Origin of the sequence: Amycolatopsis sp. NPDC050768, from assembly GCF_040654155.1 — a bacterium.
GTDB lineage: Bacteria > Actinomycetota > Actinomycetes > Mycobacteriales > Pseudonocardiaceae > Amycolatopsis.
Window position 1 is genome coordinate 1047120 of record NZ_JBFAHL010000001.1, and the last position, 17513, is coordinate 1064632.

Consider the following 17513-nt stretch of genomic DNA (forward strand, 5'->3'; position numbering starts at 1 on the left):
CAGTCAGGGGCCTCAGTTGTCCACAACTCGGCATGGTTGTGGACAACCGAGCGACCGGCCGGACTTCGCGCAGCAGCAGGGAAGTGCCGGCGGCGTGGGTGTCCCGGAGTCGCGCGGGATGGGCCCGCCCGAGTGAAAGCTCGGAATCGCGAGAAATTCGTCGCGGGATGCCGCGGAAGCGGGCCGGGGACCGCGGCGGGCAACGGTTGAAGCCGCTTCGGCAGGTAGCCGTGAAGCGGAGAGCTCGGCGGCAGACTCCAGCCGCTCCGTCGTGACGGAACGAGCGAAATACCCAATCAAGCCAAACACCCCACCCCACCACCACGTGCTGCGCCACACCCCCCACCGCCTTACCGTGACCCACGTGAACTCAGGTGAAGCCGGCGCCCTGCCGGCGTGGCGGAGGGCGACCGCCGGGGAGACGCGGTGGCCGGCTGCCGGGGTGGTGGTGGGGACGCTCGCGTTGCAGTTGGCGTTGCCGGACAGGGTGGTGTTGAGGCCGTGGTGGCTGTTGCCCGCGGTGTCGGTGCTGTTGCTCGTCGCGTTGTTGTTGATCAATCCCGGGCGGATGGGCGAGTTCAGCAGGGTCGAGCGGATCGTGTCGTTGGTGCTGCTGGCGCTGGTGAGCGCGACCACGGCGGCGTCGGCGGTGCGGCTGGTGCTGGGGATCGTGCAGGGGTCGTTCAGCGGGCACGCGCCGCAGGTGCTGGTGAGTGGCGCGATCGTGTACTGGACGAACATCGTCGTCTTCTCGCTCTGGTACTGGGAGTTCGACCGCGGCGGACCGGCGCGTCGGGCGAAGGGGCGGGCGGAGTTCCCCGACCTGCAGTTCCCTCAGATGGACAGCCCCGAGCTCACCAGCGAGGACTGGGAGCCGCGCTACGCCGACTACCTGTACCTCTCCTTCACCAACTCCACGGCTTTCAGTCCCACCGACGTCATGCCGCTGCGGATCTGGGCGAAGCTGACGATGATGGTGCAGGCCGGGGTGTCGCTGCTGCTCGCGGTGATGGTGTTCGCGTGGGCGGTCGGAGCGCTGCAGGGATAAACATTCGCGCGACACGGGCCCAACCAGGTATACACCGAGCATGCCCGAACCCCCGTACTACGCGGTGATCTTCACGTCCCGCCGCACCGAAGGCGACCACGGCTACGCCGAGCGCACCGCCCGGATGTCGGCGCTCGCGGCGGAGCAGGACGGGTACCTGGGCGAGGAGTCGGCGCGCGACGAGTCGGGCCTCGGGATCACGGTGTCGTACTGGCGGGACGAGGAGGCCATCGCCGGCTGGCGCAAGAACCTCGAGCACACCGAGAGCCGCCGACGGGGCCGCGCGGAGTGGTACGAGGAGTTCGAAGTGCGGGTGGCGCGCGTCGAGCGGTCGTACGGCTTCACGCGCTGACGTCCGGTCCGCGAAGCACCGAGCCCCGCGGACCGGACCGAACGTCAGTGCCGCGTCATCGTGAAGCTCTGGCCGTCCGAGCCGATGGCGCCCGGGCTGAAGGTGGCGGAGCCGCGGTCGTCCGCGTCGAGGCCTTCGGGGCTGGTCGACGCGAGGCTCTGCCCGTTGAACTTCACGCCGCTGAACGAGATCCCGCCCGAGATCGTCGGGTACGAGTCCGTCGGCGACTCGATGATCGCCTCGGCCGAGGAGTGCTTGGAGGTCAAGGTCTTGCTGATCGTCTTCGACCAGCCCTTGGTGGTGTCGCTGATGTCCAGCTTGTAGGTGTTCGTCCCGGTGCGCGTGACCGTTGCGGCGATGTGGTCACCGGCGCTGACCGGGGCGGACGAGGACGAGTAGTACACCGGCGCCGCCGGGTACATCTCGTACCAGGCCTGGTAGACGGGGCGGCCGCTGGAGCAGTCCGTGGCCACGCCCGTCTGCTCCACAGTGGACGATCCGTCACCGTCGATGCCGACCCACGGAGCGAACAGGTCGTTGCTGGACCGGCAGGTCACCGACGGTTCCGTCCAGCTCGCGGTCGCGGTCGTGAAGCTGCCGAAGCTCACGTAGCCGCCCCAGTTGCCGCCCGAGAAGCTCTGGCCGTGGAACGAGCCGAACGACGGCGTGCTGACCGTGGCGACGCCGGCCGCGGCCGCGATGCTCGCCGCGGCGGCCGCCGTGACGGCCAGCACCCGCGCGGTCCGTGAGGAGAGGAGGGAGTTCATGCGGATCCAATCTGATCACCGATGGGGACTCGGGGTGTTACAGGCGGTGCGCACCGGTAACAAGTGTTGGATCCGCGTGAGCAGGTGGGTAGCTACTTTCGAAGGGTATTCACATCTCGGGAAAACTTCACCAATATGTCCCGAATTTCCCTTCTGTACGCCGAAGTCCGTGACGGCCGCCCAGGGAAGGCGAGGCGGCCGCCACGGTGTGTCCGTCCTCCGCGCGGAAGGACGGACACGGGTGGACTACCGCGCCGAGCGCGTGAGCGCGGCGTCCACGAACTGGGTGGTGTAGGTCTTCGAGAGGTCGATCTGGTCCTTCTTCGGCTTCACGTTGCTCGACGACGCGCCGAGCACGTTGAGCACGTTCCGCGCCCCGGCCGGATCCATGCGGCCGTCGGCAGTGAACATCGGGAGACTGTCCTTGAGGGACTTCACGTACAACGCCTTGTCCCCGCCCGCGAACGACGGCGGCATCACGTCGGCGACCTGCTCCGCCGTGTGGTTCTTCAACCACCGCAACGAATCCACGTACGCGTTGGCCAGCTTCTGCACGATGTCCGGGTAGCGCTTCACGATCTCGCAGCTCATGTAGAGCGAGCTGGCCGGGTACAGCCCGCCGAGCGCGGCGCGCGTGCCCTCGACCGTGCGCATGTCGTAGAGGATCTTGGCCTGGCCGGTGTTGGTGAGCTGCGCGATCGTCGGGTCCGTGGTCATGCCCGCGTCGATGGAACCCTGCTGCATGGCGGAAATGAACGTCTGGCCGGCGCCGACCTTCACCGGCGTGTAGTCCTTGCCGTCCACTCCGCCGCGGCTCGCGAGCGCCTTGGTGAGGAAGTCCGTGGACGAACCCAGCGACGTCACGCCGAGGTTCTTGCCGCGGAAGTCCTTTCCGGACTGGATCTCCGGCGCCTTGGCGGACGCGACCATCTCGGCCTCACCCGGAACGTTCGAGAACTGCACCACGCTCGTGAGGCACTGCTCCTTGGCCTGCAGGTCGATCGTGTGGTCGTAGAACCCGACCACGGCCTGCACCTCACCGGCCAGCAGCGACGTCTCCGCATTCGCGCCCGACGGTTGGTCGAACAGCTCGACGTCGAGGCCCTGCTTCTCGTATTCGCCGAGCTGCTGGGCGAGCTGACCTGGGAGGTAGATGACCTTGGAGATGCCGCCGATCATGATCTTCAGGTGCGGCTTGCCGCCGTTGCCGAGGTCGATCTGGCGCGAGTCACGGCAGGCCGTGACGCCGGCGAGGGTGAGCAGAGCGGCGCCGACCGCGAGTGTCCTTTTCAGACGCATCAGATCACCGCGCCGGCCTGGGTGGTGATCTGCGGCCGCCAGCGCAGCAGCCGCGACTCGGCCGTGCCGATACCCCATTCCGCCAGCAGCGCGACGACGGTGACGATCAGCATGCCCGCGTAGACACCGGCGGTGTCGAAGGTGCCCTGCGCATTGGCGATCAGGAAGCCCATGCCGGCCTTCGCGCCGGTGTACTCGCCCACGACCGCGCCGATCAGCGCGAACCCGAACGCCACGTGCAGCGACGACAGGATCCACGACGTCGCGCTAGGCAGCACGATCGAGCGCAGCACGGCCCAGCGCGACGCGCCGAGGATGCGCGCGTTGTCGATCAGGTTGCGGTCCACCTCACGAGCACCGGTGAAGGCGTTGAAGAACACCGCGAAGAACACGAGAACCACGACCGTCGCGACCTTCGACGACATGCCGAGGCCGAACCAGATCACGAACAACGCGGCGAGCACGATACGCGGCAAAGCGTTGGCGGCCTTGATGAACGGCGCCAGCACGTCGGCGAGATACTGGCTGCGGCCCAGCACCACGCCGAACACCACGCCGAGGATCGCGCCGAGCACGAACCCGAGCACGGCTTCCTCCACCGTCACCAGGATCTGGTACCAGATGGAGCCGAAATCGGTGCCGGTCGTGAACCACTCCACGAGCCGTTCCCAGATCTTCGACGGCATCGAGTAGAAGAACGGGTCGATCCAGTAGCGGCCCGCGAGTTCCCAGCTGCCGAGCCACACCACGACGATCGCCAGGCGCAGCAACCAGATGTTGCGCCGGCGCGCGTTGGTCTTGAGCTTCTGCCGCGCGATGAGGCTCGCTTCGTCTTCGATCCGCGGGTTCGGGTTCGACGGCGGGACGATCAGATCAAGCGACACTGGTCGCCCCCTTCTGGCGGGCCTTGTCGACCTCGCCGCGCAGCGATTCCCAGATGTCGGAGTAGATCGAGCGGAACTCTTCGGTGAGGCGCAGGTCCTCGACCTTGCGTGGACGTTCCAGCGGGATCTCGAAGACGTCCTTCACCGTCGCCGGGCTCGTGGTCAGAACCACGACCTTGTCGGCGAGCGCGATGGCCTCGTCGAGGTCGTGCGTCACGAAGATCACGGCGGCGCCGGAACCGGACCACAAGCGCAGCAGCTCGTCCTGCATGAGGGCGCGGGTCTGCACGTCGAGCGCGGAGAACGGCTCGTCCATCAGCAGGATCTTCGGGTCGGTGACCAGCGTCTGCGCCAGGGCGACGCGCTTGCGCATGCCGCCGGAAAGCTGGTGGGGGTAGTACTTCTCGAAGCCTTCGAGCCCCACGCGGCCGATCCAGTCACGGGCCTTCTCGCGAGCGTCCGCTTTGGACACTCCGCGGAAGCGCGGGCCGGACGCGACGTTGTCCAGCACCGAACGCCACGGCATCACGGCGTCGGTCTGGAACATGTAGCCCACACCGTCCGGAATGGACTTCACCTCGGCGCCGTTCACGCGGACGCTGCCGGCCGAGGCCGGCTGCAGGCCGCTGACCAGGGACAACGTGGTCGACTTGCCGCAGCCGGTGGGACCGACGACCGCGACGAACTCGCCCGGCTGCACGGTCATGGTCAGGTCGCGGACCGCGGTGTGCACGGATCCGGAGCCGCTGGGGAACCTCTTGGTCGCGTGCTCGAGTTCGATGAGGGGTGGCGCCATCGTGGTGACTCCTTCGTCACGGTGGGGACTGCGACGGAGGTTAAGAGCGCATCAAGAGCCCGGGAAGCTTGTCGACGTTCTGCGTGCGCTCTGCTCGTTCTCCACGTTTTGCTCATTTCGCGCACGGCCCTGAGCTGGGGGTATGTTGCCTGGCATGCCGAAGTGGGCGTTGTTCGAACGCATGCGGTTCACCCGCCAGGTCCTGCTGTTGCAGATCGGGGTGGTGGTGCTGGTGGTGGGGCTCGGCGTCGCTCTCGTGAGCTGGCAGCTGCGGTCGACATTGACGGAGCAATACGGCGAGCGCGCCCTGGCGGTCGCGAAGTCGGTGGCGGTGGACCCCGTGGTGGTGGAGGGTGCGGCGGCGCGGCGGCAAGGTGGGGTGCTGGAGGCGCACGCGGCCGCGGTGTCGAAGGTCAATGGCGCGCTGTTCGTGGTGGTGACGGACGACCGCGGCATCCGCCTCGCACACCCGACGCCGGCCGAGATCGGCGACAAAGTCAGTACCTCGGCAGCGGAAGCGCTGGCGGGCAACGATGTCATCAGCGAGTTCGACGGCGGCACGCTCGGGCCTTCCGTGCGGAGCAAGACGCCGATCTGGCAAGGGAAACGAGTGGTCGGCGAGGTCAGCGTCGGCTACCAGGTCGGCAAGCTGACCGAGGACTTCGACCGGCTGCTGCTGATCACGCTTCCTTTCGCGGCGGGCGCGCTGCTGCTCGGCGCCGGCGCGTCCGCACTGCTCAACCGCCGGCTGCGCCGCGTGACCCACGGCCTCGAACCGCACGAGCTGACCGAGCTGCTCTACGAACGCGAAGCCGTGCTGCACGGGATCGGCGAGGGGATGCTGGCCGTCGACGGGTCACGCCGGGTGTCGGTGCGCAACGACGAAGCCGAGCGGCTGCTCGGGATCGACCTGCCGGTGGGGGCCACTTTGGACGAGCTGGAGCTGTCGCCGCGGGTGCGCAAGGCCGTGGCCGACGGGCAGCCCGTGGACAATCTCCTTGCGGTGGCGGGAAACCGCGTGCTGGTGATGAACTCCCGCGCGGTGCAGCGGGAGGACCGGGCGCTCGGGACCGTGCTGACGTTCCGCGATCGAACCGACCTCGACACGCTCAGCCGTGAGCTCGACGGCATCCGCTCGCTGTCCGACGGCCTGCGCGCGCAGCGGCACGAGTTCGCGAACCGGCTGCACACGTTGTCGGGGCTGTTGCAGCTCGGGCACCACGCAGAGGCTGAGGAGTACCTGCAGACGCTGACCGAGACGACGTCGGCGCGCTCGGCGCCGCTGGGTGGTGACGCGGTGCGCGACCCGTACCTGCAGGCGTTGCTGGTGGCGAAATCCGAGCAGGGGCTGGAAAAGGGCGTGGAGCTGAAGCTGGCGGACGACTCGTTCGTGCGCGGCTCGGTGACCGACCCCGTCGCGACCGGGACCGTGATCGGCAACCTCGTGGACAACGCCCTGCACGCCGCCCGCATGGGCCCGCGCCGGCCGGCGACGGTGGAGGTCGGGCTGTTCGCGGAGGGCTCGGCGCTGCATGTGTCCGTTGTGGACAGTGGGCTCGGCGTGCCGGAGCCGTTGCGTGACACACTCTTCGACGAAGGCGTCTCGACGAAACTCACGCCCGGCCACGGGCTGGGGCTCGCCCTCGCGCGGCAGGCGGCCCGCGTTCGCGGCGGGGACGTCTGGCTCGCCGACGCCGGCGGCGAGGCGGCGGGCGCGTTGTTCGTCGCGAAACTCCCTGATCTGCTGGTGGAGGCTCGCTCATGATCCGCACGCTCATCGTCGACGACGACTTCCGGGTGGCGGGCGTCCACGCAGGGTTCGTGGCGGAGGTGCCGGGCTTCACCGTCGCTGGCATCGCGCACACCGCCGCGGAGGCGGCGCGCCCGCGTGCGCGAACTGACGCCGGACCTCGTGCTGCTCGACGTCTACCTGCCCGACGAGCCCGGCCTCTCCGTGCTGCCGGACCTCGCGACGGACACCATCGTCCTCTCCGCCGCGACCGACGCGGCGTCCATCACCGCCGCCATCCGCGCCGGCGCCCTGAACTACCTGATCAAGCCCTTCACGACGCGCCAGCTGGCCGAGCGGCTCACCGCGTACGCCCGCTTCCGCACCCAGGTGACCACCGACCGCCCCTTCACCCAGGACGACGTCGACCGCGCCTACCGGGCACTGCACGACCAGGACCGCGCGACCACCCCGAAGGGCCAGTCCAGCGCGACGGCCCGCCTCGTGTCGGAGCAGCTGCGGACGTCGGGCGCTCCGCTGTCGGCAGCGGAGATCGCTGGCGAGCTGGGCATGGCGCGCGCCACGGCCCAGCGCTACCTCACCGCCCTGGCCGACTCGGGCGCGGTGGAAATGCGCCTGCGCTACGGGGCGACCGGTCGCCCGGAACACGAGTACGTCTGGATCGGCTAATCCTGGCCGAACTGAAAGAACCGCTGGTCAGCGACGTGACATTCGGTCAGCCAAGTCGATCCACGGCTGCCACTGCGACATGTACTCGTCGAACTGCGTGGCGGCCGGTGACTTGGCCGGAGTGGACTTCGTGTCGGAGCGGAGGTCGTCGTCGTCCGGGGTGGAGGTGGGGCGGTGGTCGGAACCGCCGGCGGAGGTGCGGGGGGTGGTGGGGCGGCTGGCAACGTGCTGCTTCGCGGGCGTGGCGGCCTTGTGGTCGGGGACCGGGACGTACACGGTCACCGGGGCGGCCGGGGGCGCGGCGGGGGCGACAGGCGTCGAGGCGGGGGCTGGAAGCGGAGCGGCCGGGGCGACAAGCTCGCGCTGGTCGGCCGGCACGGCGACGTCATCGGTGGTGGTGCGGCCGGTGAAGGAGCCCGAGAAGAGACCGCCGGCGAACCAGCCGAGGGCGAGCAGGGCCAAAGCGGCGGTGCCGGCGACCCATCCGCGCGTGCGGCGGCGGGCGACGACGCGCGGGCGCGGCGCGAGAGGCGCGAGCACCGTGGCGCTGGCCCCGTCGCCGGCGATGGGCAGGAGGGCGGGCACCACGGGGATCGGCTGGGTGTCCTCCGGACTGCGGCGCCCGCGCGGCACGCTCGCCGCGAGGATGCCGGTGCGGTCGAGCAGCTCATCGGCGGGCGAGGTGGCGCGTCGCTCGGCGGTGCGCGGCATGGAAGGTACCTCCGGGGTACGGGCACTCGGATGGACGTCAGCATTCTGGTGCATTTCCGACGGGTTTGTCAGAAAGGCAACTCCATTGGGTGACGGTGACTTTCCGGGGCAACCGAACTCCCGCACGTCGGACGCGATTCAGTTCTTCCCCATCCGTTTGAAGCCGAGCCGCGCCATAGTCGCGAGCGGCCGCTGATACGCCGACCCGAGCAATCGCGGGATGGCGTCGATGACGTACGCGTCGGGTCCGATGAGGATCCTGGCGGACCGCCGTTCCACCCCGCGGATGATCGTTTCGGCGGCTTTCTTCGGTGTGGTCAGCGCAATTTTCTCGAAGCCCGCCGCCGCGGCCTCCTGATCGCCGTCGTTGCCGCCGCGCGCGTGGCGGGCGATGTTGGTCTTGATGCCGCCCGGGTGCACGCAGCTCACGGCCACCGGATGACGCGCCGCGAGCATTTCTTCGCGCAACGCCTCGGTGAATCCGCGAACGGCGAACTTGGCCGCGTTGTAAGCACTCTGAGTGGGCACTCCGACGAATCCGAACACGCTCGAAATGTTCACGAGGTGTCCATCGCCGGAGCCGATGAGGTGCGGCAGGAACGCCTTGGTCCCGTTCACGACGCCGCCGAGGTTGATCCCCATCAGCCAGTCGTAGTCCTCGAACGTCATGTCCTCCACCGTGGCGCCCAGCGCAACGCCGGCGTTGTTGACCACGACGTTGACGCGGCCGAACGCACTGGCCACCTCGTCCGCGTGCACAAGTACGGCGGCGCGGTCGGAGACGTCGAGCGAGTAGCCCCGTACGTCCGCACCCTGCGCCTTCGCCGCCTCGACCGTGCTCTCCAGGCTCTCGGCGTCCACATCGGACAGTGCCAGCCGCGCGCCGCGCAGGCCCAACCCGAGCGCGAGCGCGCGGCCGATGCCCGAGCCCGCTCCGGTGACGACCGCGACCTTGTCGGTGAACTCCTTCATCGCCGCTCCCCTCGTCCGGTGCTCCAGGTTTTGGATACTAGTGGCGGGAGCGATCTTCGGGAGGATGGATGCGGCGGGCACGGGTGGTGCTCGCGCTGGGCGCGGTGGTGGTGCTCGGCGCGACGGGGACCGTCGTGGCCGTCGCCGGACACCGTGCGTCACCAGCGCAAACGGCTTCACAGCCCGACAACGCGGCCGTCGGCGCGCTGTTCCTCAACGGCTCCCACTACTGCACCGCGAGCGTCGTCCACAGCGACCGCGGCGACGAGCTGCTCACCGCCGCCCACTGCCTCCACGACGGCGCGGGCGGCACGTACTTCACCGGCGTCACCTTCGCGCCCGGCTTCCACGACGGCGTGGCTCCGTTCGGCTACTGGGACGTCGGCGACGAGCTCGTGGCGCAGGGCTGGGCCGACGACTCCGACCAGGACCTCGACGTCGGCTTCGCCACCGCCCACCAGGCCGGCGCGAGTGGACCGCTCGAGACCGTGACGGGCGCGAACCGCCTCGGCGCGAACGGTCCGTTCGCGCGATCCGTGACGGTCACCGGCTACCCCGACGGCTCCGACGTCCCCGCCGTCTGCAGCACGACGACGTCGAAGGAGGACACGTTCCAGCTGCGCGTGGACTGCCCAGGCTTCGCCACCGGCACCAGCGGCGGCCCGTTCGTGGTCCACGCCGACCCGCGCACGAAGCTCGGCACCGTCGTCGGCGTGATCGGCGGCTTTGAGACCGGCGGCGATACCGACGACGTGTCGTACTCCAGCTACTTCGACGACGACGTCACCGCGCTGTACCGGCAAGCCACCTCGCGCCCATGAGCGCCGATGGCGGATGATGCGGCTTATGAGCGAGCCCGTGCGTGACGTGCCCATCACCGGCGAACCGATCCGGCTCGGCCAGTTCCTGAAGCTGGCCGGCCTCGCCGAGGACGGCGGCCACGCCAAGGACCTCATCGAGAACGAAGAGGTCACCGTGAACGACGAGGTCGAGACCCGCCGCGGCCGCCAGCTCTCCGACGGCGACGTGGTGGCCGTCGGTGGCGACCGCGGACGGGTGGCGCTCGCGCGCTAACCCATGCTGGTCAGCGGCGGTAGCCCCAACCCGAGCGCCAGCGAATCGAGCTGCCGCCGCACCGGGGCGCTGAGGGGCACGCCCAGCGCCCGGCATTGTTCGAGGTACTGGGCTTCGCGCCAGCCCGGGTAGCGGATCGGCGTGCCGCCTTCCCAGCCGAGCATGCTGCCGAACAAGGCGCTGGCCGCGCGGTAGAAGCCGTCGGCGCTGCGCAGCGTGGTGGGCGCGATGGCGAGCACGAGCAGGCCCGTGTCGTTCTCGTGGTCGGCGACGCCGGAGAGCACGCCCGCCAGCACGTCCACGAGCAACGCGAAGCCCGCGAACTGCGGGTTGCGCGAGGCGTCGCCCAGGTCGACGTCGAGGACGAACTCCGGGTACGCGCCGGCGGGCGCGGCCATGCCGAGCGGGTGGCCGGAACCGACCTCGCCGGCGGCCATCACGAGGCCGATCATCCCGTGGGGCAACGCGCGCGCCGCGTGGTGCCCGACGCGACCGAACGGCCCGACGCCCCGCATCGAAATCAGCCCGACGCCGAAGCGCCCGGCCCGCGTGACGGCGCGGTCCATCGCGTCGCCGACAGCCCACAGGCCGGTGGCGCGCCGGTAGTCGATGAGCGCGGCGGCACCGCGGTCGGCAATCAGCAACGGCTCGGCGCGCGCCGCGACCTCACCGTTTTCCAAAGCGGGCAGGTGAATTCGCAGCAGCTCCACGACGCCGGTGTCGGGCGAACCCGTGAGATCGCCGTGGCACAAGGCTTCCGCGGCCATGCGCGCGCGATCGTCGGGAAAATCATGTGCCACAAGGATCAGGGAAACGAGCGTGACCAGTTCATCGGCGGGCACGCGCTGCCAGACCTGTTCGGGAATCGGTGTGTCTTCAGGGACTTCTTGAGCGACGGCGGAGCGGGCGGGACGCAGCGAACGTGGTCTGAGGGGCACTTCATCGAGACTGCCCAAGCGCGTCTGGCGGCGTCAACGAGGATGGCCCGACAGTGTGATGAGGGCTCCCGAGGGGACGTACCCTGTCACGCATGTGCCGAAACATCACGACGCTGCGCGGGCTCCAACCGTCCGCGACAACCGAAGAGATCGAAGCGGCAGCACGCCAGTACGTCCGCAAGGTGACCGGCGTGCAGTCGCTTTCGGACGCCACGCGCGACCCGTTCGAGGCGGCGGTGGCGGAAATCGCGGCGATCACCGCGCGGTTGCTGGACGAGCTCCCGGACCGCCGTCAGCCCCCGGCGACCGTGCCGCCGCTGCGCCGGCCGGAAGTGCGGGCGCGGATGGCGTTGAAGGAACTGAAGAAGCCCTGACGCTGCCTGGGAACGAGTCAGACGTTCGCGGCGCGACCTGGGGGTCCGCCGGAGTGACAGGTTCAGGGTCGGGCTCGGGGACGTTCCCGATCCGCGCCGACCGGCTGTCTCCCTAGCGTCGGCGGCATGCGTAAAAGATCCCTGATCGCCGTTTTCACCGCCGCGCTGTGCTTGCTCGGCTCCGTCCCCGCGACGGCCGCGCCGCGGCTGCACCTGCCCGCGCCGAGCGGGCGTCACGCCGTCGGCACGCAGGACCGCTACCTCGTGGACCGGACGCGCGAAGACCCGTGGACCGGCGGGCCGCGCGAGCTGATGATCACGCTCACCTATCCGGCGCTGCCCGGCGGCCGGCCGGCGCCGTACCTGCCGGACGGCATCGCCGCGGCCGTGAACGCGCAGGCCCACGCCGCCCTCGGCGCCGGCCCGTTCGACTTCGGCTTCACGACACCCGCCCGCGCGGGCGCGCCGATGCTGCCCGGCCGGCACCCGGTGCTCCTCTACTCCCCCGGCGCGCAGAGCTCGCGCCTGCTCGGCACCGTGCTGGTCGAGCAGCTGGCCAGTGAGGGTTACGTCGTCGTCAGCCTCGACCACACGCACGACGCGCTCGCGGTGGACCTGCCCGGCGGACGCGTCGAACCGAGCACACTGCCGCCTTCATCGGAAGCCGTGAACCGGAAGCTCATCGCTACCCGCGTGGCCGACGTGGAGTTCGTGCTGGACCGGCTGGGGCTCGACCGCGTCGGCATGTTCGGCCACTCCGCCGGCGGGTTCACCGCGGCCGAGGTCATGGCCACCGACCCGCGCGTGGTGGCCGGCGCGAACCTCGACGGCAGCATGGTCTTCAACGCGGCCGAGGGCCGGTTCGGCCGAGCCGCGACCGAGGGGCTGGACCGGCCGTTCCTGCTGATGAGCGCGGGTGACCACAGCAGCGCGATCGATCCGTCTTGGGCTTCGTTCGTCAGCCATCAGCAGGGGCCGCTCGTCGACCTCCACGAGCCGGCGGGCGAGCACGGCTCGTTCACGGACTACCAGGCGTGGCTGCCGCAGCTCGGCGCCGACCCGGCGAAGGTGCGCGCCGTGATCGGCGACGTAGACCCGGAGACCATGCTGCGCAAGGAAAAAGCCGCCCTCAGCGGCTTTTTCGACGCGCACTTGCGGAAGCGGAGGGATTTGAACCCCCGGTAGGTTTCCCTACGGACGCTTTCAAGGCGTCTGCATTCGGCCGCTCTGCCACGCTTCCCTGTCGGTCAGGGTATCGCGCCGGTTGTCCAGGTCGTCCAGGTGTTCGAGGACGCGGCCGAACACCGCGCCGACCGTGGACTGTTCCTCCGGGGTGAGCAGGTCGATGAGGTGCTCGCGGGCGCCGCGCACGTGGGTCGGCGCGGCGGCGTCGAGCAGGGCCTGGCCGGCGCCGGTGAGCTCGGTGATGACGCCGCGCTTGTCGTCCGGGTCGGGGCAGCGCCGGACGAGGCCGCCGACCTCCAGCTTGCTGATCTGGTGCGACAGGCGGCTCTTCGTGGAGCCCAGCTGGTAGGCGAGCTCGGACATCCGGACGCGCTTGTCGGGGTAGATGGCGAGGCAGACGAGCACCTCGTAGTCGGCGAGCGAAACCCCGTGGGCCTCGGTGAGCTCGCGATGCAGGCGCTGGCGCAGCCGGAGCGAGGCGACGATGTACATCTGCCACGCGTGCTGCTCGACGCCGGTCAGCCAGCGCACGGCCTGCTCGTCGGTCATCGCAAAAGGGTAGAAGGCGGGCCGACGCGCTGCGCGTCCCGGCACCAGGTCGAGACCCAACCGAGGAGTCAGGTGAAAAACTCGGGAAGCTTCCCCCGAAGGTGGGTTACGAAACGGTTGAGACTTGAGCCGAAAAAGCGCATCCTTCTTGTCAACGGATGGGCTGATCAGGTATCAGGCGGGCCGTCAGGGCACCGTCGGACCGACCTCCCACCGGGAAGGCCAGGTGGTTGCATGGCAGGTGATTCCCGCGGTTGACCGCCCGCTGTGTCCCCGCGGCCGGCACGGCCTGAATACGGACCGGTCGCGACTGTGAACAGCACGAGTGGGCATCTACGGTGCGCTCGGCATTCTTCTCGCGCATCCGGCGTCGATCTGGCGTTGTTCTCTCCTCGCGGCCTCGGCACCGCGACGGCTCCGCCGGACGCCGGCCCGGCCGGTGGCCAACCGCCGTCAACAGAAGAACCTCGGTAGTTCCTGGGTGCGGTCCGCAGCGCATGGGCCGCACCCAGGCTTGTATCCGGGGTACGGCCCGCAGGACGGCTTGTGTCCGGCTCGCCCGTTACGCTGCCGCTGTGCAATTCGACGACGACGCGGGGCTGGACACCTCGGAGGTCCAGGACCTCCGCGGCAGCGGTGGTGGCGGTGGCATCGGCGGCCGCGTGGCGATCGGGGGTGGCGGGATCGGGGTGGTGGGCCTGATCATCTACTTCCTGATCTCGCAGTTCGGCGGGGCGAGCCTCGGAACCAACAGCGCGTCGAGCGGACTGGGCCTCGACAACGTCGGGTCCGGCCAGCAACTGGAGAGCACCACGCTCTCGCAGAAGTGCCACACCGGCGCGGACGCGAACCGCGACCACGACTGCGCGATCGTCGCGATCATCAACTCCGTGCAGGACTACTGGTCGCAGGAGTTCGCGCGCAGCGGCCAGACCTACCGCAAGGCGCCGACGCGCTTCTTCACCGGCGGCGTGCGCACGGGCTGCGGCAGCGCGACGTCGGACACGGGCCCGTTCTACTGCCCGGCCGACTCCGACGTATACATCGACCTCTCGTTCTTCGACGAGCTCAAGACCCGCTTCGGCGCGCAGGGCGGGCTGTTCACGGAGGCGTACGTGCTGGCCCACGAATACGGCCACCACGTCCAGAACCTCACCGGCACCTCCAAGCGCGGCACCGGCACCGGGCCGACGTCGGGCTCCGTCCGGCTGGAGCTGCAGGCCGACTGCTACGCCGGCGTCTGGGCCAACCACGCCTCGACGACACCGACGGAATCCGGTAAGCCGCTGGTGCAGAACATCACTCAGGACGACATCGCCAGCGCCCTCGACACGGCGTCGCGCATCGGCGACGACTACATCCAGACGAAGCTCGGCAGCGGGCAGGCGGACCCGTCGAGCTTCACCCACGGCACGTCGGCGCAGCGGGAGAAGTGGTTCACCACCGGCTTCACCTCAGGGCAGCCGGCGCGCTGCAACACGTTCAGCACCAACAACCTGGGCTGACCCGCGCAAAACAAGGAAGGGCACCTTGAGGGACTCTGAGTCCCTCAAGGTGCCCTTCCTTGTTTCGGAACCTACGCGGCCGCCGTGTCTCCGGTCGCGGCGAGCTTGTGCGCGGAGTGCTTCTTCGCGGCCTTGCCCGGCTTGCCGGGCGCGACGCCGTTCACCGACTCCGTGCTGGTCGCGTAGACACCCAGCGCCCACGCGAGGCCATCGGCGTTGCGGTCCAGGGCGACGCGGTCGACGTTGCCCAGGTTGTCGCACGCCTGGTGGTAACACGGGTCGAACGCGATACCCGCCGTGCCGCCCCACTTCGTAGCCTGGGCCTGGGTCTTGAGCACCTCGGCGCCCGTGTCGAGGCCGCCCGCCGGGATGCCGACGGCGATGAACTCGCCGTAGTCCGAGCGGCCCGTGAAGTCGGTGCCCTCGATGGCGACGCCGCGGCCGGTCAGGTAGTCGACGAACGTCTTCTCGATCTGCGCCGAGCCGTACGGGCCGGGGCCCGCGCCGACGTGGTCGGAATCGTCGCCGTCGTAGGCGAAGTAGCCGGCGTTGGGCGAGCCGATCATGTCGAAGTTCAGGTACAGCGCGAGGTCGAGCTGCTGCTCGAAGCTCAGCGAATCGACGTAGTACGTGGACCCGACGAGCCCGAACTCCTCCGCGCTCCAGAAGCCGAAGCGCACAGCGTTGTTCACCTTCGGCTTCGCGCCCAGCTGCAGCGCGGTCTCGAGCAGGGCCGCGGAGCCCGTGCCGTTGTCGTTGATGCCGGGGCCCGCCGGGACGCTGTCGAGGTGCGAGCCGAGCATCACGACGTTGTCCTTGCGGCCGGTTTTCGTCTCGGCGATCACGTTGTAGCTGGTGCGCGCTTCCTGGAAGGTGCGCAGCTCCAGCTGCACGGTGGCGCCGTCCTTCGCGGCGAGCGCCTGGCCGTCGGCCTGCGACAGGCCGCCGGTGGGGATACGCGCGTCGGCGGGGGTGCCGAGTGTCCCGTTGAGCGGGCCGGGTTCGTTGTTGGAGATGAGCGCGCCGATCGCCCCCGCGTCGGCCGCGGCCTGCTGCTTCTGCGCGAACGGGCACGCGCCGCGCGGCACGAGCACGATCTTGCCGGTCACGCCGGTGTAGTCGCTCGCTTCGCAGCCCGGGGTGGCGTCGGCGGGAACGACAGCCAGGGGCGCGGTGATGCCGCCGACCGGCGTCGACGGCGTGTACTCCATCGCGATCACGGGCACGCCGGCGCCGTCGACGGTGAGCGTCTCGGCGAGGGTTTCGTTGTAGGTGAAGGGAAACTCCTGCCGCGTGACGCTGAAGCCCGCGGCTTCGAGCTTGCCCGCGATGTACTCGGCGGATTTCTTGTGCCCGTCGGTGCTCGCGGCTCGGGTGCCGCCGTTGGCGTCGGCGATGCGCTGCAGCGCGATCAGGTGGCGGTTGACGCCGTCGAGGGTCACCTTCTTCGTCAGCTGCTTGGCGAGATCGTCGCTCTTCGCGGCCACGGCCGGGGTGGTGCCCAGTGCCAGAGTCGCGCAGGCCGCCAGGATCACCGGCGGGATGAGTCTTTTACGAGTTAATGACATGGTTGCTCACCTTTGTGCCCGGTGTCCGGAACGTCAATGCGGCATTCGGCGGAGACTGCGACGTGGGCGATACAGTCGGGCGCATGTACGCGATCACGATCCGCGAACCCGGCGGTCCCGAAGTTCTCGAGTGGACCGAAGTCCCCGACCCCAGCCCCGGCCCCGGTGAAGTGCTGCTCGACGTGGCCGCCGGCGCGGTCAACCGGGCGGACCTGCTGCAGCGCCAGGGCAACTACCCGCCACCGCCCGGGTCGAGCGAGACCATCGGCCTCGAGTGCTCCGGCACGATCGCGGAGCTGGGCGAGGGCGTCGAAGGCTGGCAGGTCGGCGACGAGGTGTGCGCGCTGCTCGCGGGCGGTGGCTACGCCGAGCGCGTGGTCGTGCCCGCCGGCCAGCTCCTGCCCGTGCCCGGTGAGGTCGAGCTGCTCGCGGCGGCCGGGCTGCCGGAAGTCGCGTGCACGGTGTGGGCCAACGTCGTGATGCACGCGAAGCTCGCCGAAGGCCAGACGCTGCTGGTCCACGGCGGCGCGGGCGGCATCGGCACCCACGCGATCCAGGTCGGCAAGGCGCTGGGCGCGACCGTCGCCGTCACCGCCGGTTCGCCCGAGCGACTGGAACGCTGCCGCCAGCTCGGCGCCGACATCACGATCAACTACAAGGAGCAGGACTTCGTCGAGGTCCTGCGGGCCGAGGCCAAGGGCGCCGACGTCATCCTCGACAACATGGGCGCGAAGTACCTGCAGCGCAACGTCGACGCACTGCGCACCGACGGCCGGCTCGTGATCATCGGCATGCAGGGCGGGATCAAGGGCGAGCTGAACATCGGCAGCCTGCTGGGCAAGCGCGCGAGCGTGTTCGCCGCCGGGTTGCGGTTCCGCCCGCTGGACCAGAAGGCCGCGATCGTCGCCGACGTGCGTGAACGCCTGTGGCCGCTGGTGGAGAACGGGTCCGTGAAGCCGATCATCGGCCAGGTCGTGCCGATGGCCGAGGCCGCTTCCGCGCACCGGATGCTGGAAGACGGCGACGTGTTCGGGAAGATCCTGCTGACCGCGAAGTCCTGAGCCGGGGAGCT

General features: G+C 69.7%; 19 protein-coding genes and 1 tRNA gene. 10 read left to right on the forward strand and 10 right to left on the reverse strand.

Going from position 1 to position 17513, the window contains the following annotated elements; translation table 11 throughout:
- Positions 1–442: 442 nt before the first annotated feature.
- Both AB0H62_RS05370 and AB0H62_RS05375 read left to right on the forward strand, forming a co-directional pair.
- Complete coding sequence (locus tag AB0H62_RS05370) at positions 443–1048, forward strand: DUF1345 domain-containing protein (protein ID WP_255638774.1); 606 nt, start codon at positions 443–445, stop codon at positions 1046–1048.
- Between the two features lie 40 nt (positions 1049–1088).
- Entirely contained in the window at positions 1089–1400 is a 312-nt protein-coding gene (locus AB0H62_RS05375; protein ID WP_220245663.1) for an antibiotic biosynthesis monooxygenase, read from the forward strand.
- Positions 1401–1444: 44 nt separating this feature from the next.
- Here AB0H62_RS05375 and AB0H62_RS05380 read toward each other — a convergent pair whose 3' ends face one another.
- The 4 genes from AB0H62_RS05380 to AB0H62_RS05395 all read right to left on the reverse strand — a co-directional run bounded on the left by AB0H62_RS05380 (position 1445) and on the right by AB0H62_RS05395 (position 5146).
- Entirely contained in the window at positions 1445–2167 is a 723-nt protein-coding gene (locus AB0H62_RS05380; RefSeq protein WP_220245662.1) for a G1 family glutamic endopeptidase, read from the reverse strand.
- Positions 2168–2413: 246 nt separating this feature from the next.
- Positions 2414–3466 (reverse strand): ABC transporter substrate-binding protein, encoded by a 1053-nt coding sequence (locus AB0H62_RS05385; protein ID WP_220245661.1) that lies wholly within the window; start codon positions 3464–3466, stop codon positions 2414–2416.
- Positions 3466–4350 carry an ABC transporter permease gene (locus AB0H62_RS05390; RefSeq protein WP_354883786.1) on the reverse strand — a complete coding sequence of 295 codons (885 nt, stop codon included), beginning with the start codon at positions 4348–4350 and terminating at the stop codon, positions 3466–3468. The genes AB0H62_RS05385 and AB0H62_RS05390 overlap by 1 nt, the downstream gene beginning before the upstream one ends.
- Positions 4340–5146, reverse strand: a complete 807-nt coding sequence (locus AB0H62_RS05395; RefSeq protein WP_220245659.1) for an ABC transporter ATP-binding protein — start codon at positions 5144–5146, stop codon at positions 4340–4342. Before AB0H62_RS05395 ends, AB0H62_RS05390 begins: the two co-directional genes overlap by 11 nt.
- Before the next feature lie 181 nt (positions 5147–5327).
- Between AB0H62_RS05395 and AB0H62_RS05400 the strand changes: the two genes are divergently transcribed.
- Entirely contained in the window at positions 5328–6911 is a 1584-nt protein-coding gene (locus AB0H62_RS05400; RefSeq protein ID WP_360584672.1) for a sensor histidine kinase, read from the forward strand.
- Positions 6912–7034: 123 nt separating this feature from the next.
- Positions 7035–7565, forward strand: a complete 531-nt coding sequence (locus tag AB0H62_RS05405) for a response regulator (RefSeq protein WP_360584264.1) — start codon at positions 7035–7037, stop codon at positions 7563–7565.
- Between the two features lie 27 nt (positions 7566–7592).
- Here the strand turns inward: AB0H62_RS05405 and AB0H62_RS05410 are convergent, their stop codons facing one another.
- Positions 7593–8276, reverse strand: a complete 684-nt coding sequence (locus tag AB0H62_RS05410) for a hypothetical protein (protein ID WP_360584266.1) — start codon at positions 8274–8276, stop codon at positions 7593–7595.
- 138 nt (positions 8277–8414) lie between these two features.
- Positions 8415–9248, reverse strand: coding sequence for an SDR family NAD(P)-dependent oxidoreductase (locus AB0H62_RS05415; protein WP_360584674.1), 834 nt, complete (start codon positions 9246–9248; stop codon positions 8415–8417).
- Positions 9249–9316: 68 nt separating this feature from the next.
- On the opposite strand from AB0H62_RS05415, the gene AB0H62_RS05420 reads away from it, so the two are divergent.
- Complete coding sequence (locus AB0H62_RS05420; RefSeq protein ID WP_360584268.1) at positions 9317–10069, forward strand: serine protease; 753 nt, start codon at positions 9317–9319, stop codon at positions 10067–10069.
- Between the two features lie 25 nt (positions 10070–10094).
- Positions 10095–10322, forward strand: coding sequence for an RNA-binding S4 domain-containing protein (locus AB0H62_RS05425; protein ID WP_220245655.1), 228 nt, complete (start codon positions 10095–10097; stop codon positions 10320–10322).
- Here AB0H62_RS05425 and AB0H62_RS05430 read toward each other — a convergent pair.
- Positions 10319–11260, reverse strand: a complete 942-nt coding sequence (locus AB0H62_RS05430) for an Ldh family oxidoreductase (RefSeq protein ID WP_360584270.1) — start codon at positions 11258–11260, stop codon at positions 10319–10321. The genes AB0H62_RS05425 and AB0H62_RS05430 overlap by 4 nt on opposite strands.
- 92 nt (positions 11261–11352) lie before the next feature.
- Here AB0H62_RS05430 and AB0H62_RS05435 point away from each other — a divergent pair, with 92 nt between their 5' ends.
- Together AB0H62_RS05435 and AB0H62_RS05440 are read left to right on the forward strand one after the other, a co-directional pair.
- Complete coding sequence (locus AB0H62_RS05435; RefSeq protein WP_220245653.1) at positions 11353–11634, forward strand: DUF2277 domain-containing protein; 282 nt, start codon at positions 11353–11355, stop codon at positions 11632–11634.
- Positions 11635–11760: 126 nt separating this feature from the next.
- On the forward strand, positions 11761–12819 hold the full coding sequence (locus AB0H62_RS05440; protein WP_360584272.1) for an alpha/beta fold hydrolase: 1059 nt from the start codon (positions 11761–11763) through the stop codon (positions 12817–12819).
- Here the strand turns inward: AB0H62_RS05440 and AB0H62_RS05445 are convergent.
- Both AB0H62_RS05445 and AB0H62_RS05450 read right to left on the reverse strand, forming a co-directional pair.
- Positions 12790–12874: transfer RNA gene (locus tag AB0H62_RS05445), tRNA-Ser, on the reverse strand. The two genes, AB0H62_RS05440 and AB0H62_RS05445, sit on opposite strands and share 30 nt — an antisense overlap.
- Positions 12838–13368 carry a MarR family transcriptional regulator gene (locus AB0H62_RS05450; RefSeq protein WP_220245651.1) on the reverse strand — a complete coding sequence of 177 codons (531 nt, stop codon included), beginning with the start codon at positions 13366–13368 and terminating at the stop codon, positions 12838–12840. The genes AB0H62_RS05445 and AB0H62_RS05450 overlap by 37 nt, the downstream gene beginning before the upstream one ends.
- A gap of 575 nt (positions 13369–13943) precedes the next feature.
- Here AB0H62_RS05450 and AB0H62_RS05455 point away from each other — a divergent pair.
- Entirely contained in the window at positions 13944–14873 is a 930-nt protein-coding gene (locus AB0H62_RS05455; RefSeq protein ID WP_360584274.1) for a neutral zinc metallopeptidase, read from the forward strand.
- A 71-nt stretch (positions 14874–14944) separates the two neighbouring features.
- On the opposite strand, the gene AB0H62_RS05460 is transcribed toward AB0H62_RS05455, so the two are convergent.
- Positions 14945–16441: a M28 family metallopeptidase gene (locus tag AB0H62_RS05460; protein WP_220245649.1), complete on the reverse strand. Its 1497-nt coding sequence runs from the start codon at positions 16439–16441 to the stop codon at positions 14945–14947.
- A gap of 83 nt (positions 16442–16524) precedes the next feature.
- Between AB0H62_RS05460 and AB0H62_RS05465 the strand changes: the two genes are divergently transcribed.
- Positions 16525–17502: an NAD(P)H-quinone oxidoreductase gene (locus tag AB0H62_RS05465; RefSeq protein ID WP_360584276.1), complete on the forward strand. Its 978-nt coding sequence runs from the start codon at positions 16525–16527 to the stop codon at positions 17500–17502.
- Positions 17503–17513: the final 11 nt, after the last annotated feature.

Excerpts from the sequence above, each read along its gene's own strand:
- AB0H62_RS05375 (WP_220245663.1), top strand. The coding sequence starts at position 1,089 with ATGCCCGAACCCCCGTACTACGCGGTGATCTTCACGTCCCGCCGCACC.
- AB0H62_RS05380 (WP_220245662.1), bottom strand. The coding sequence starts at position 2,167 with ATGAACTCCCTCCTCTCCTCACGGACCGCGCGGGTGCTGGCCGTCACG.
- AB0H62_RS05385 (WP_220245661.1), bottom strand. The coding sequence starts at position 3,466 with ATGCGTCTGAAAAGGACACTCGCGGTCGGCGCCGCTCTGCTCACCCTC.
- AB0H62_RS05395 (WP_220245659.1), bottom strand. The coding sequence starts at position 5,146 with ATGGCGCCACCCCTCATCGAACTCGAGCACGCGACCAAGAGGTTCCCC.
- AB0H62_RS05400 (WP_360584672.1), top strand. The coding sequence starts at position 5,328 with ATGCGGTTCACCCGCCAGGTCCTGCTGTTGCAGATCGGGGTGGTGGTG.
- AB0H62_RS05410 (WP_360584266.1), bottom strand. The coding sequence starts at position 8,276 with ATGCCGCGCACCGCCGAGCGACGCGCCACCTCGCCCGCCGATGAGCTG.
- AB0H62_RS05415 (WP_360584674.1), bottom strand. The coding sequence starts at position 9,248 with ATGAAGGAGTTCACCGACAAGGTCGCGGTCGTCACCGGAGCGGGCTCG.
- AB0H62_RS05420 (WP_360584268.1), top strand. The coding sequence starts at position 9,317 with ATGCGGCGGGCACGGGTGGTGCTCGCGCTGGGCGCGGTGGTGGTGCTC.
- AB0H62_RS05425 (WP_220245655.1), top strand. The coding sequence starts at position 10,095 with ATGAGCGAGCCCGTGCGTGACGTGCCCATCACCGGCGAACCGATCCGG.
- AB0H62_RS05435 (WP_220245653.1), top strand. The coding sequence starts at position 11,353 with ATGTGCCGAAACATCACGACGCTGCGCGGGCTCCAACCGTCCGCGACA.
- AB0H62_RS05440 (WP_360584272.1), top strand. The coding sequence starts at position 11,761 with ATGCGTAAAAGATCCCTGATCGCCGTTTTCACCGCCGCGCTGTGCTTG.
- AB0H62_RS05450 (WP_220245651.1), bottom strand. The coding sequence starts at position 13,368 with ATGACCGACGAGCAGGCCGTGCGCTGGCTGACCGGCGTCGAGCAGCAC.
- AB0H62_RS05460 (WP_220245649.1), bottom strand. The coding sequence starts at position 16,441 with ATGTCATTAACTCGTAAAAGACTCATCCCGCCGGTGATCCTGGCGGCC.
- AB0H62_RS05465 (WP_360584276.1), top strand. The coding sequence starts at position 16,525 with ATGTACGCGATCACGATCCGCGAACCCGGCGGTCCCGAAGTTCTCGAG.